Genomic DNA, 13,579 nt, shown 5'->3' with positions numbered 1-13,579 from the left:
CGGTGCACGACTCGATCTACTACTGCGTCGCGAACATGCCGGGTGCCGTGCCCGAGACGGCGACCCGCGCACTCACGAACGCCACGCTGCCGTACGTGTCGGCGATCGCCGGCAAGGGCTGGGAAGCCGCTGCGGCGAGCGACCCTGCTCTGGCGAAGGGCCTGAACGTGCAGGCCGGTCGCATCACGCTCGACGCGGTGGCCACAGCCCACGGCTTCGCCAACGCCTGACTCCGCAGGCGACGACGGGGTCCGCACGCATCGCATCGGGCCCCGTCGTCGCACGCCGTTCTGCGAGGATGACCCCATGGACGTGACGCAGGCTCAACACGATGTTCGACGCGTCTACCGCGGGGGCTTCTCCGGCCCGCTCGTGTCGGCGGTCATCTGGGCCGCGGCGTCGGCCACATACTCATGGGGATCGCCCACAGCAGCGATGGCAGTGCTGTTCCTCGGCGGAATGCTGATCTTCCCGCTGTCCTCACTCGTGTTGAAGGCGATGGGCGGGCCCGCGTCCCTTCCGAAAGGACACCCGTCCATCGCTCTGGCCATGCAGAGCGCATTCACGGTGCCGTTGGGCATGCTCGTGTCCATCGCGCTCGGCGCTCTCGAGCCGTCGCTGTTCCTCCCCGCCACCCTCATCATCGTCGGAGCGCACTACCTCACCTTCATCTCGCTGTACGGGATGAAGGCCTACGGCGTGCTCGCCGGCATCCTCGTCGCGCTCGGCGCTACCGCGATCTTCGCGCTGCCGATGCTCAGGGCTCTCTCCGGGTGGATCGGCGCAGCGGTGCTGCTCGCCGCGTCGATCCCCCTGTACCTCTCGCATCGCGCGGAGCGGAGAACGCCCTGACCGAGGTCCGGCCTCACCCCTCGTCGAAGCGGATGACGTTGCGGAGCGTGCCGAGGCGCTCGATCTCGGTGGTGACGACGTCGCCGTCGCGCAGCCATCGCGGCTCGGCCATGCCGAGAGCCACGCCACCCGGGGTGCCGGTGAGCACGATGTCACCGGGCCGCAGCACGGTGATCTGCGAGACGTAGGCGACGAGGTCGGCGGCGTCGAAGACGAGCTCCGCTGTGTCGCCGATCTGCATCCGCTCGCCGTTCACCGCGCAGCTGATGCGCAGACCCTCACTCGGGTCGACCTCGTCGGCGGTGACGATCCACGGACCGACCGGCGTCGTGGCGTCGAAGGCCTTGCCCTGCAGCCATTGCAGGGTGCGCTGCTGCCAATCGCGCATCGAGATGTCGTTCGCCACCGCGTACCCGAGGATCGCAGCGCGCGCCCGGTCACGATCGGCTCGATAGACCTCGGCACCCACGACGACGGCGAGCTCGGCCTCCCAGTCGAGGCGATCCGTGTCGCGCACGACGATCTCGTCGACCGGCCCGGTCAGGGTGTCGGCGAACTTCGCGAACAGGGTGGGGTACTCCGGCACGGGTCGCCCGGTCTCGACGATGTGATCCCGATAGTTGAGGCCGCAGCAGAAGATCTTCGTCGGCCGGGGCACGGGGTTCGCGAACTCGTCGGGCGCGAGGGAGACGCGGGCCGGATGCCGCAGAGCGGCGTCCGCGCGATCCCGCCACTCCGGGGTGGACACGAGTTCCTGCGCATCCGCCTCGTCGAGCAGCACCCAGCCCGACTCGTCTCCGACCGCAGCGCGGCTGCCGTCGGCGCGACGCACCGTGGCGAGGCGCATCAGTCCTCCTGCGGTGCAGCGATGTGAGCCACGCCCTGGATCTCGATCATCGCCTCGCGCTGCCACAGCTGCGTGACGCCGATGCCGGCCATCGCCGGGTACTCGGTGCCCGCGAGCTCACGCCACCGACGACCGATCTCGCGGCCGTTGCGCTGGTAGTCGTCGACGTCGGTCAGGTAGATCGTCACGTCGACGAGGTCGCTCGGCTGGCCCCCCGCCGCGGCGAGGGTCGTGAGCACGTTGGAGAACGCCTGCACGAACTGCTCGACGATTCCTCCGTCCACGATCGCACCTTCGGCGTTCATGGCCGTCTGGCCGCCGAGGTAGACGAACTCCCCGGCGCGGACGCCGTGGGCGAAGCCGATCGGCTTCACGAGAGAGTCAGGGTTGATGATCTGCCGCGTCATGAGCGGTCTCCTTCGTGTGGTGGACGTATCGGATGATGGTCAGCGCGTGAGCGCATCGGCGGCTGGTTCGGGCCTCCAGCGCCGACGGCTCACCGAGCCGTCGGCGAGCGCGTCGCGCACGAGGGCGAGGCGCGGACGCACCGCATCCGTGCGCGACGACGGGGGCTTGCGCGACCCGGCGCGCAGCTGCGGCACCCAGTCGGCCCCCGCGCCCCGGTATCCCTGGTCGGCCGCGGCGTGCAGCGTCCACTGCGGATCCCACAGGTGCGTGCGCCCGAGGGCGACGAGATCGGCACGCCCCGCCAGCAGGATCGAGTGGACGTCGTCGTGGCTCGAGATCGCGCCGACCGCGATCACACTGACACCGGCCGGGGCCGCGACGCGGTTGCGGATCGCATCGGCGAAGGGCGTCTGGTAACTGCGTCCGAACTGCGGACGCTCGTGCTTCGCGATCTGCCCCGACGACACGTCGATGGCATCGGCGCCGTGCTCGATGAACGCCCGGGCGATCTCGACGGCGTCGTCGACGGTGTTGCCGCCCTCGATCCAGTCCTCCGCCGAGAGCCGGACCGTGAGGGGTCGCTCCGCAGGCCAGGCCGCGCGCATCGCGTCGAAGACCTCGAGCGGGTACCGCAGCCTGTTCTCGAGCGACCCGCCGTACTCGTCTGTGCGTCGGTTCGAGATCGGCGACAGGAACGACGAGATCAGGTACCCGTGCGCGGCGTGGAGTTCGGCGAGATCGAATCCCGCCGCGGCGGCGCGTTCGGTGGCGGCGACGAACTCCTCGCGCACCCGGGTCATGGTCTCGCGATCGATCTCTCTCGGCGCGCGGTTCTCCGACCCGTACGGGAGCGCCGACGGCGCCAGGGTGTCCCAGTTGCCGGTGTCGAGAGGCTCGTCGATGCCCTCCCACATCCTCCGGGTCGAACCCTTGCGTCCCGAATGACCGATCTGCACGCCGATACGGGCGGTCGAGTGGCGATGCACGTACGAGACGATGCGCCCCCAGGCGTCCCGCTGCTCGTCCGTATAGAGCCCTCCGCACCCGGGGGTGATGCGCCCCTCGTCCGACACGCACACCATCTCGGTCATGACGAGTCCGGCGCCGCCCATCGCCTTGGAGCCGAGGTGCACGAGGTGGAAGTCCCCCGGCACGCCGTCATGCGACGAGTACATGTCCATCGGCGACACGACGATGCGGTTCTTGAGCTCGAGCGTGCCGATGCGGTGCGGTCGGAACATGGCGGGCTCGTCGGGTTCGCGGGCGATCAGCGGCGCACCGTGCAGCAGCTCGGCCGCGAACTCCGGGTCTCGCACCGCGAGGTTGTCGAGCGTGATGCGGCGGCTGCGGGTGAGCAGGTTGAACGAGAACTGCAGCGGGTCCTGATCGGCGTACTGGCCGATGCGCTCGAACCACTCCAGCGATGCCTGCGCCGCACGCTGCGTCGACGCGACCACCGGGCGGCGCTCGGTCTCATAGGCGTCGAGCGCGATATCGAGCGACGGATGCTCGTGCAGGCATGCCGCCAGCGCGAGCGCGTCTTCCATCGCGAGCTTGGTGCCGGAGCCGATCGAGAAATGCGCGGTGTGCGCCGCATCCCCCAGGATCACGAGGTTCTCGTGGTGCCAGTGCTCGTTCTTGACCGTGGTGAAGTTCAGCCATTTGGAGTTATTCGTGAGCACGTCATGACCGTCGAGCACCTCCGCGAAGAAGCCGCGGAGCCGGTCGACCGAGTACTGGTCGCTCACCCCGGGAGGGAAGACCTCGTGCTCGGTGGCGTCGAGACCTGCCGCGCGCCAGACGTCCTCATGCATCTCGATCAGGAAGGTGCTGCCCTGATCGGAGTACGGGTACCCGTGCAGCTGCATGATGCCGTGCGGGGTGTGCACGACGGCGAAGGTGAACGCCTCGAACACGCGATCCGTGCCCAGCCACATGTACTTCGACACCCGACGATCGAGGTTCGGCCCGAACCTGTCGGCGAACTGACCGCGCACCTGCGAGTTGACCCCGTCTGCAGCGAGCACGAGGTCGTGGTCCGCCATCAGCGCCTCGGCGTCGGGAGCCGGCGTGCGGAAGAGGATCGTCACGCCGAGCTCCAGACACCGCTGCTGCAGCAGCTGCAGCAGCTCTTTGCGTCCCATCGCGGCGAACCCCTGCCCGCCGACGGTATGGGTCGTGCCCCCGAAGATGATGTCGATGTCGGTCCAGCGCGCGAACTGCTCGCCCATGCGCTCGGCGATCACGGGGTCGGCGTTCTCGATGCCGCCGAGGGTCTCATCGCTGAACACCACGCCGAATCCGAAGGTGTCGTCGGGGGCGTTGCGCTCCCACACCGTGATCTCGTGCGCGGGGTCGAGCTGCTTCATGAGTGCGGCGAAATAGAGGCCTCCGGGGCCTCCGCCGATGACTGCTACGCGCATGTCAGGCTCCTTGATTCTGGGGCTGGATCCGGGACTGCGAGACGGCGACCTGCGCGGCCGCCCGCTCTCGCAGGATGAAGTGCTGCACCTTGCCGCTGGGATTGCGCGGCAGCTCCGTGACGTACTCGACGCGTCGGGGGCATTTGTAGACGGAGAGTCGGGACTTGACGTGATCGAGGATGCTCGAGGTGAGGTCGGCCGACGGGGTGACGCCGTCGCGCACCACCGCGAAGGCGACGACGATCATGCCGCGGTCGTCGTCGGGACACCCGACGACGGCGCACTCGAGGACGTCGGGATGATCGAGGACGGCTTCCTCGACCTCGGGGGCGCCCACGTTGTAGCCGGCCGTGACGATCATCGAGTCGTTGCGCGCCTGGAACGTGAAGTACCCGTCGTCGTCCTGTACGAAGGTGTCGCCGGTGACGTTCCAGCCGCCCTGCACGTAGACGCGCTGACGGTCGTCGTCGAGGTACCGGCATCCGGTCGGACCGATCACACCGAGGCGCCCCGGCTCACCGGCGGGCAGCTCCGCACCGTCGTCGTCGAGGATGACGGCCCGATAACCGGGAACCGCGCGCCCCGTCGCGCCGGGACGGATGTCGTCGCCCGAGGCCGACACGAAGACGTGGAGCATCTCGGTCGAGCCGATGCCGTTGATGAGCCGGAGGCCGCTCGCCTCCTCGACCGCCTCGAAGGTCGAGATCGTGAGGTGCTCGCCCGCCGCGATGCCGATCCGCAGCCTCCGGAGTTCGCCGGCGAGCCCCTCCTTGATGATGCTCCGATATCCCGTCGGCGCGGTGTACAGCACCGTGATGCCGAGCGGCTCGATCAGCTTGGCGAGCTCGACCGGGGTGGCCCGTTCGACCAGCACCATCGCTCCCCCGCTGCGGAGCGGAAACACGACGTTGCCGCCGAGCCCGAACGTGAAGGCGAGAGGTGCGGTGCTCGCGCTGACGTCGTCGGATGTGAGGTGCAGCACGTGATGCCCGAACGTATCGGCGTTCGCGAGGATGTCGCGGTGGAAGTGCATCGTGATCTTCGGCACGCCGGTGGTGCCGCTCGTCGCGCCGAGAAGGGCCACGTCGTCGGACGCGGTGTCGACCGCGGTGAACGGACCGCTCTTCGTCTCGCACGCCTCGATGAGCAGGTCGCGCTCACCGCCGGCCACGATCACGGCCGGCGGTCGGTCGAGTCGGCCGAAGGCGGCATCCGCGTCGTCGAGTCCGCGATGATCGACGAGCGCCAGAGCCGGTCGCACGCGTGCCGCGATCGGGTGCAGCTCCTGCGTGCGCCAGGCGACCATCGTCGTGACGACGACCATGCCGGCCTTCAGCGCCCCGAGCCAGCACGCCACCGTCCACGGCCCGTTGAGCATGCGCAGCAGCACACGGTTGCCGGGCACCAGTCCGTGGTCCTCGGTGAGCACCTTCGCGAACTGATCGGCCCGGCGCTGCAGATCGCCGTACGACCACGAGGATCCGTCGGCCAGCAGGATCGCGGGCCGGTCGGCGCCGTATCGGTCGATCGTGCGGTCGAGGAGCTCTGCGGCGGCGTTCAGCCGCTCGGGGTACTGCACCTCGGGGATCGTGAACTCGAGCGTCGGCCACAGATCGGCCGGCGGCAGTGATTCGCGCGTGTACGTGTCGACGTGCGCGGAGGGGGAGAGCGTCATTGCGGTCCCTTCGGAAGCGGATGAGAGGTGGAGTCAGAGCGGACGACCCGGGCGGATCATCCCCTCCTGGGCGACGGTGGCGACGAGGCGACCGTCCTGCGTGTAGAACCGACCGAGACCGAGGCCCCGCCCGTCGGCGATGCCGGCGCTCTCCTGCGCGTAGAGCAGCCACTCATCGGCTCGCGCCGCCGAGTGGAACCACATGGCGTGGTCGAGACTCGCGGTCACGAGACCCTCCGCCCGCCAGGGCAGACCGAGCACGCGCAGGACCGGCTCGAGGATCGTGTAGTCGCACACGTAGGCGATCGCCACCTGATGCGTGCGCGGGTCGTCGTCGAGCCGGTCGAACGAGCGCACCCAGACGGCCTGATGCGCCGCCCTTCCGCCCTCGACCTCGAGGTAGACGGGGCCGGGCACATGACGCATGTCGAAGCTGCGGCCGTACGACCAGTACTCGATGTCGGGCCCGACGTGACCGGCGAGGGCGTCGGCCGACGACGGCAGGGTGTCGGGCGACGGCACCTGGGGCATCGCCGGACCGTGCTCGGGGAACGGCTCGGGCACGTGGAACGACGCCGTCGCCATGAATGCGAGCTTGCCGTGCTGGTGGCCGCGCACGTGCCGCGTCGAGAAACCTCGCCCGTCGCGGATGATCTCGACGTCGTAGTGCACCGGCTCGGCGACGTCGACACCGCGCAGGAACGTGCTGTGCACCGAGTGCAGTGCGCGGTCGTCGCCGACCGTGCGCAGCGCCGCCGCCACACTCTGCGCGACCGTGTCGCCGCCGTAGGCCTTGGGCCAGGGCACCGGCTGCGGCTGCGCCTCGAACGCCCTCCCTCCGAAAGCGGTGCGCACCTCGGTGAGCGCTGTCGCGCGGCGGAAGGCGTCGGAGGTGCTCATGCGCGACGGAAGCCGTCGAGCGTCGCGTCGTCGACGTCGTCGAGGTTGACGACGATGTTGTCCGGCGTGCGCGTGGTGAGCCAGATCAGCTCGTCGGTGACCGACATGTTCGCCTCGACGTGCGGCATGAACGGCGGCACGAAGACCCAGTCGCCCGCGGTCATGTCGAGGTACTCGCGGAAGCCCTCGCCGAAGTAGATGCGGGCGGAGCCGCGGAGGACGTAGCCGCCGGTCTCGGCCTCGCCGTGGTGGTGCGGCAGCGATCGATAGCCGGGATCGTTCGAGACCTGACCGAACCAGATCTTCGTCGCTTCGGTGTGCTGCGGGCCGACACCGGAGACGCGGATGCATCCGCCCGACGACATCGTCTGAGTGTCTTCCTCGCCGGCGCGGGTCACCTGCGGCGACCGGTCCCAGCGCAGTTCGTGCTCGGTCATGAAAGCTCCTTCGCTTGCGTGTCGAAGAAGTGTCACATACGTGACGACCGTCACGCAAGTGCGATAGCGATATGAAGCGTCAGCGCATGACCGAGGTCACGAAACGCTCGGCGTGCGGTTCGAGCCGCGCATGCAGCCGGGCGAACAGCTGCCCCGCCTCGACGCCCACCCACCCCTGCGGAAGGATGCCGAGAGGGATCCCGGGGTCCAGATACACGAGGCGTCGCCACTGGGTGATCGCTCGCACGTGCGCTGCGAAGGCAGCGCGCTCATCACGCTCGTCGACCTCTTCCCGGAAGGCATCGACGAACCCGCGATACAGGGGCTCCATCGCCGACAGATCCCACCACTCGCGCACCGCGTCCTCCAGCGGCTCGGATGACACCCGCGAGCCGAGGAACAGCTCGACGTACCCGTCGAGGCCCGCGCCGCGCAGAGCGGACGCCGTCTCGTCGACGACCTGTCCGGGCGCGACCCACAGACCACCGCTCACCTGACCGAATCCGAGTCGCTGCAGGAGTTTGCGCAGCCGGTGCCGCACGGGCCGCTCACTCTCGGGCACGCTGAACGAGGCGAGCAGCCACGGCTCGTCGAGCTGCGCACGGCGCGGCTCGAAGATGCGCCGGGCACCCGCGGCGAACACCTCGTCGAGCGATGGCGCGAGCCGATAGGCGCCGCCCCCCTCGGCGACCAGGATGCCGCGCTGCTTGAGGCGCGAGACGGATGAGCGCACGACGCCGGGGTCCACCCCGAGGGCGCCCATCATCTCGATGAGATCCGCGATGCGGATCTCCCCGCCGTGCGCTCGCACGTACCGCCCGAAGATCGTCACGATGAGGTGCTGAGGACGCACGGCGGCCTCGGGCGTCAACTCGTCGGCATCCACGACTTCCCCGTCCGTCATCACGTCTCCTCAGCGTAGTGGCGCGTCGACGACCGCCTCATGCGGGCACCTCTCCGACCGCGTGCTCGAAGATCAGCTGCGTCTGGGACTGACCGAGATCCGGATGCGAACCGATGTGCACGCGGATGAGCTCGCGCAGCGACGCGACGTCGGCCGTCGAGGCGTGCAGGACGATGTCTCGGTCGCCGCCGAGTAGGAACACCTGCTGCACCCCCGGGATCGCCCGGAGCATCGGAACGAGCTCGGTGACCTGGCTGCGGGCGTGATCGAGCACCGCCACCGAGATCAGCGCACTGATGGCCGCCCCCGCCGCCACCGGGTCGACCACGGCTCGATATCCGCGGATGACCCCGGCCTCCTCGAGCGCACGCACGCGCCCGTGGCAGGTCGACGGCGCGAGGCCGACGCGGTCGGCGAGCTCCTTGTTCGACAGCCGGCCGTCTGCGGCGAGCGCGCGGAGGATCCCGCGGTCGCTCTCGGTCAATACGATCCCCACGGCTTCTCCTCACCCCCGGATCGAATCCTGTTCAGAAAGGCGATCGATCCCTGAATCCTGTTCGAAACAGTGCCATGCGGGTCGAATTCTTGCAAGACTCTGCCTCCGTGCCGGAATCGACTTCCGGGCAGGACCGTCCGCGCCGCAGTGCTGCGTCGCATGGACATCCCAGCGACGACGCGTGGAAGGACGATGATGGCCGAATTCTCCGACATCCAGACCCGAGAGATCGGGTTGCAGAAGGCACTCACGGCACGACAGCTGAGCATGATCGCCCTCGGCGGCGCGATCGGCACCGGCCTGTTCCTCGGGAGCAGGTTCGCGATCGGCTTCGCGGGCCCCAGCGTCGTGCTGAGCTATCTGATCGGCGGCATGATCGCACTGCTGCTCATGGCGGGGCTCGCCGAGATGACGGTGCAGCATCCGACCTCCGGGTCGTTCGGCGCCTATGCCGAGCACTACATCGGTCCGCTCGCCGGGTTCCTCGTGCGCTACATGTACTGGGGCTGCATCGTCCTGGCGGTCGGCACCGAGGTCACGGCCGTCGGCGAGTACATGCAGCTGTGGTTCCCCGGCATCCCGCCGTGGATCTGGGTGGTGCTCTTCGGCGGTGCGCTGATCCTCGTCAACGCGATGAACGTCAAGAGCTTCGGCACCCTCGAGTACTGGTTCTCGGCGATCAAGGTCTTCGCCATCCTCGCGTTCATCGTCGTCGCCGGGTGGCTGGTGTTCTTCTCGGGCGATCAGGAGCGCGGCCTGCACAACTGGGGTGCTGAGGGCGGCTTCATGCCGAACGGCCTGAGCGGCATGTGGTTCGCGGTGATCGTCTCGATCTTCAGCTACCTCAGCATCGAGATGATCGCGGTCGCCGCGGGCGAGGCGGCAGAGCCCGAGAAGGCCGTGAAGAAGGCGTTCAAGGTCACCACCTTCCGTCTGCTCATCTTCTACATCCTGACGCTGTCGCTCATCGTGTCGATCGCGCCGGTGTCCGAGATCCTGTCGGGGTCGAGCCCGTTCGTGACGGTCATGCAGGTCATCGGCATCCCGTTCGCCGACTCGGTGCTGAACTTCGTCGTCATCATCGCCGCCCTGTCGGCCATGAACAGCCAGCTCTACATCTCGACCCGCATGATGTTCTCGCTCTCGCGCGCCGGCGAGGCACCCGCCGTGTTCGGCAAGGTCGGGCGCAACGGCGCCCCGCTGAACGCCCTCCTGCTCTCGACCTGCGGCATCGTCGTGGCCACCGTGATCTACGTGCTGAATCCCGACCAGGCCTTCACGATGATGTTCGCGATCTCGATGTTCGGGGCGCTCTTCACCTGGTTCATGATCTTCGTCACGCACGTCGCCTTCCGCCGCACGCTGGCCGCGCGGGGCGAGAAGCCGACCTATACCGTGTGGGGCGCGCGGATCGGAGCGGTCGTCGGAGCGCTGCTGATGATCGCGATCACCGTCTCGACGGCCCTGACCGAGGAGTTCCGGGCGACGCTGCCGTTCGGCATCCCGTGCCTGGTGATCGCGATCGTCGCATTCTTCTTCGTGCAGAGGCGCCGTCGCGCGCAGGCGTCCGTCGCGACGGATGCGGCGAGCGTGGAGTCGACCGGAAAGAATGCCGGTTCTTGATGACGGTCGCCCCCTCACGACGCGCGCTCGGCCGAGTACGCTCGTAGTCGTGACCGAACGCGCTCCTCTCTCTCGCAAGCTGTCCGCCATCGCCGAGTCGGCGACCCTCAAGGTCGATGCCAAGGCCAAGGCTCTCAAGGCCGAAGGCAAGCCCGTCATCTCGTATGCCGCGGGCGAGCCCGACTTCGCGACACCGCAGTTCATCGTCGACGCCGCGGCCGAGGCGCTGGCCGATCCGGCGAGCTACCGCTACACGCCGGCACCCGGCCTGCCCGCACTGCGCGAGGCGATCGCGGCGAAGACGCTCCGCGACTCGGGCCTCGAGGTCTCGCCGAGCCAGGTCATCGTGACCAACGGCGGCAAGCAGTCGGTCTACCAGGCCTTCCAGGCCGTGGTGAACCCGGGCGACGAGGTGCTGCTCCCCGCGCCGTACTGGACCACGTACCCCGAGGCGATCCGTCTCGCCGACGGCACCCCGGTCGAGGTCTTCGCGGGAGCCGACCAGGACTACAAGGTCACGGTCGAGCAGCTCGAGGCCGCACGCACCGACCGCACCACCGTGCTCGTGTTCGTCTCGCCGTCGAACCCGACCGGATCCGTGTACACCGCCGAGGAGACCGCAGCCATCGGCGAGTGGGCGCTCGAGCACGGCATCTGGGTGATCTCTGACGAGATCTACCAGAACCTCACCTACGAAGGCGTCAAGGCGACCTCCATCGTCGAGGCCGTACCGGCCCTCGCCGGCCAGACGATCCTCGTCAACGGCGTGGCCAAGACCTACGCGATGACCGGATGGCGTGTGGGCTGGATGGTCGGGCCGGCGGATGCCATCAAGATCGCCGGAAACCTGCAGTCGCACCTGTCGAGCAACGTGAACAACGTCGCGCAGAAGGCCGCGATCGCCGCGCTCAACGGCCCGCAGACCGAGGCCGAGCAGTTCCGCGAAGCCTTCGACCGCCGCCGCCGCCTGATCGTCTCGGAGCTGTCGAAGATCGACGGCCTCGTGGTGCCGAACCCGCTCGGCGCGTTCTACGTCTACCCCGATGTGCAGGGCCTGCTCGGCCGTACCTGGGGCGGCGTGACGCCGACCACCTCGCTCGAACTCGCCGACCTGATCCTCGAGCAGGCCGAGGTCGCGGTCGTCCCCGGCGAGGCGTTCGGTCCCTCGGGCTACATCCGCATGTCGTACGCCCTCGGCGACGACCAGCTGCTCGAAGGAGTGCAGCGGCTGCAGCGGCTGTTCAGCTGATCATCACTCCTCGTCGTGGAAGCCGATGAGCCAGCGGATGCCGTAGCGATCGACGAGCGTGCCGTCGTAGTCGCCCCAGGGCCTCTTCTGCAGGGCGTCGATCACGCGGCCCCCTGACGACAGCCGGTCGAACCAGCTCGTCAGGGTGGTCGCGTCGGCGGTGCCGAGCAGCGACAGGAACATGCCGCTCATCTGCACCGCGTCGTCGTCGGCGCCGGCATCCGCTCCGGCCAGCTCGACCGGACCGGACAGCTGCCCGTGCGCGATCGAGTCGGCAGGGCCGTCGTGCCGCCCCGCGGTGGCGTAGTCGACGGTCTGCAGCTCACCGCCGAATATCGACCGATAGTGGTCGAGCGCTTCCTCGGCATTGCCGGGGAACAGCAGGTAGGGGATCAGTCCGCTCATCCCGCGAGTGTACGACGGTCGGGCGACGCTGTCAGGGCCACCGCACTCGATCATCAGTCCGTCAGTCGGGCACGGCGCTCCGGTAGCGTCGCGGCTTGCCCTCGCCGAGATCGATCACCCGGGCGACTCTGCGCAGCTCGACCGGTTCGCCGAGAAGGGCGGTGAGCGCATGCCGCGCGCCGACCTCATCGCCTCCCGCGATCACGGCGCTCACGCGTCCGTCCGCGCCCTGTTCGACCGACCAGCCCTCCGCGCCGTGTGCCTGCAGGTGCTGCGTGAGCTCGACGCACGGCACCAGCGCACCGCTCGCGGCACGGAAGCGCGTGTTCTCCCGCCCCTCCAGATCGGCGATGCCGAGCGCGCCCTCGTCGAGCGTCACGAGCCGCCCGTGATCGCCGGTGCGATAGCGCACGAGCGGCAGCAGCGGGTTCTCGCCCGCGGTCACGACGATCTCCCCCATCGCGCCGTCAGCGACCGCGACGTCGCGGTGCGGATCGAGCACCTCGACATGCACCCGGCGGTCGAGCACCCGGAAGGGCCCGTCGTCGGCTCGCACCGCGATCGGCCGGGTCTCGTGCAGGCCGTACACGTCGAACACCGGGCATCCGAAAGCCGTCTCGAGACGCGCCCGCAGCGGCCCGGACAGGGCCATGGCTCCCGAGAAGACGACCCGCGGATGCAGCACGGCATCGAGGCCCCCGTCGAGGAGCTCGGCGAGGCTGGTGGGGTGACCGCTCAGGATCTGCGGATCGGCCTCGGCGAGGAAGCGCTCGCGGGCATCGGGTCCGGTCCACGCCGACGGATGCAGGTTGAGCCGGGCCATCGCCCGCTGCTCGAAGCTCGAGATGACCGAGACGTAGGTGAACGCCTGTCGCTGGAACACGAGATTGGCCACGGCCAGCCGCTCGCCCTCGGCGGCGACCGAGACTCCGGCGGATGCGGCGAGCGCGACGAGCAGATGGAATCCGCGCGCCACCTCTTCGACGTCGTCGGGGATCAGCAGCGCAGCCCCGGTCGAGCCTGAGCTGGTGCCGTGCAGCATGCGCGAGAGGTCCGCGTCGAGCGGCACGAACGCGGCGAGATCGTCGACGAGGTCTCGCCGCGAGATCGTGGGGAAGTCGTCGAGCACGGCGTTCTCGGGCATGCCGCGGTAGCGCAGCGTGCGCCGTGCGAGATCCAGGTGCTCGGTCATCCATCCGTCGAGCGGCAGCGGATGCCGGACCCGCTCCGTCTGCGGGGCCGTGAGCCGGTCGCCGGTCGCATGCGTCCATTGCGGTGCATCGGGGTGGGTGCGCCATCGCGACAGCCGGGCCGCGCCCGCGGAATCGAGCGTCGGCCAGCGCTCGGCGTCGCTCAGCAC

The 13,579-nt window shown here is 69.1% G+C and carries 13 protein-coding genes and 1 pseudogene; 4 read left to right on the top strand and 10 right to left on the bottom strand.

Going from position 1 to position 13,579, the window contains the following annotated elements; translation table 11 throughout:
- Together RTM68_RS12530 and RTM68_RS12525 are read left to right on the top strand one after the other, a co-directional pair.
- Positions 1 to 230 (top strand): annotated as a pseudogene (locus RTM68_RS12530) (alanine dehydrogenase); the annotation flags it as partial.
- 76 nt (positions 231 to 306) lie between these two features.
- On the top strand, positions 307 to 852 hold the full coding sequence (locus tag RTM68_RS12525) for a DUF7010 family protein (RefSeq protein ID WP_312171377.1): 546 nt from the start codon (positions 307 to 309) through the stop codon (positions 850 to 852).
- Between the two features lie 13 nt (positions 853 to 865).
- Here the strand turns inward: RTM68_RS12525 and RTM68_RS12520 are convergent, their stop codons facing one another.
- From RTM68_RS12520 to RTM68_RS12485, 8 genes are all read right to left on the bottom strand, one after another.
- On the bottom strand, positions 866 to 1,699 hold the full coding sequence (locus RTM68_RS12520) for a fumarylacetoacetate hydrolase family protein (protein ID WP_312171375.1): 834 nt from the start codon (positions 1,697 to 1,699) through the stop codon (positions 866 to 868).
- Complete coding sequence (locus RTM68_RS12515) at positions 1,699 to 2,106, bottom strand: RidA family protein (RefSeq protein ID WP_312171372.1); 408 nt, start codon at positions 2,104 to 2,106, stop codon at positions 1,699 to 1,701. Before RTM68_RS12515 ends, RTM68_RS12520 begins: the two co-directional genes overlap by 1 nt.
- Before the next feature lie 39 nt (positions 2,107 to 2,145).
- Positions 2,146 to 4,530: a bifunctional salicylyl-CoA 5-hydroxylase/oxidoreductase gene (locus RTM68_RS12510; protein WP_312171369.1), complete on the bottom strand. Its 2,385-nt coding sequence runs from the start codon at positions 4,528 to 4,530 to the stop codon at positions 2,146 to 2,148.
- 1 nt (position 4,531) lies between these two features.
- Positions 4,532 to 6,205 (bottom strand): AMP-binding protein, encoded by a 1,674-nt coding sequence (locus RTM68_RS12505; RefSeq protein WP_312171367.1) that lies wholly within the window; start codon positions 6,203 to 6,205, stop codon positions 4,532 to 4,534.
- 33 nt (positions 6,206 to 6,238) lie between these two features.
- Positions 6,239 to 7,105: an acyl-CoA thioesterase domain-containing protein gene (locus RTM68_RS12500; RefSeq protein WP_312171364.1), complete on the bottom strand. Its 867-nt coding sequence runs from the start codon at positions 7,103 to 7,105 to the stop codon at positions 6,239 to 6,241.
- The gene (locus RTM68_RS12495; protein WP_194765336.1) at positions 7,102 to 7,542 is read right to left on the bottom strand and encodes a cupin domain-containing protein; all 441 of its coding nucleotides are present in this window, start codon (positions 7,540 to 7,542) and stop codon (positions 7,102 to 7,104) included. The genes RTM68_RS12500 and RTM68_RS12495 overlap by 4 nt, the downstream gene beginning before the upstream one ends.
- Positions 7,543 to 7,621: 79 nt before the next feature.
- Positions 7,622 to 8,446 carry a PaaX family transcriptional regulator C-terminal domain-containing protein gene (locus RTM68_RS12490; RefSeq protein ID WP_312171361.1) on the bottom strand — a complete coding sequence of 275 codons (825 nt, stop codon included), beginning with the start codon at positions 8,444 to 8,446 and terminating at the stop codon, positions 7,622 to 7,624.
- A gap of 37 nt (positions 8,447 to 8,483) precedes the next feature.
- Positions 8,484 to 8,942 carry an Lrp/AsnC family transcriptional regulator gene (locus RTM68_RS12485; RefSeq protein ID WP_312171359.1) on the bottom strand — a complete coding sequence of 153 codons (459 nt, stop codon included), beginning with the start codon at positions 8,940 to 8,942 and terminating at the stop codon, positions 8,484 to 8,486.
- A 195-nt stretch (positions 8,943 to 9,137) separates the two neighbouring features.
- On the opposite strand from RTM68_RS12485, the gene RTM68_RS12480 reads away from it, so the two are divergent.
- Positions 9,138 to 10,565: an amino acid permease gene (locus tag RTM68_RS12480; protein ID WP_312171357.1), complete on the top strand. Its 1,428-nt coding sequence runs from the start codon at positions 9,138 to 9,140 to the stop codon at positions 10,563 to 10,565.
- Between the two features lie 49 nt (positions 10,566 to 10,614).
- Positions 10,615 to 11,814 (top strand): pyridoxal phosphate-dependent aminotransferase, encoded by a 1,200-nt coding sequence (locus RTM68_RS12475; RefSeq protein WP_312171354.1) that lies wholly within the window; start codon positions 10,615 to 10,617, stop codon positions 11,812 to 11,814.
- Positions 11,815 to 11,817: 3 nt separating this feature from the next.
- On the opposite strand, the gene RTM68_RS12470 is transcribed toward RTM68_RS12475, so the two are convergent.
- Entirely contained in the window at positions 11,818 to 12,219 is a 402-nt protein-coding gene (locus RTM68_RS12470; RefSeq protein ID WP_194765341.1) for a glyoxalase/bleomycin resistance/extradiol dioxygenase family protein, read from the bottom strand.
- Positions 12,220 to 12,280: 61 nt separating this feature from the next.
- Positions 12,281 to 13,579, bottom strand: a 1,299-nt coding sequence (locus tag RTM68_RS12465) for an AMP-binding protein (RefSeq protein ID WP_312171350.1), incomplete at its 5' end; no start/stop codon positions are given.

It is taken from the genome of Microbacterium sp. (assembly GCF_031988965.1).
Classification (GTDB): Bacteria; Actinomycetota; Actinomycetes; order Actinomycetales; family Microbacteriaceae; genus Microbacterium.
The sequence above is the reverse complement of the archived record's forward strand: the minus strand, read 5'-3'. Positions and strand labels throughout refer to the sequence as shown.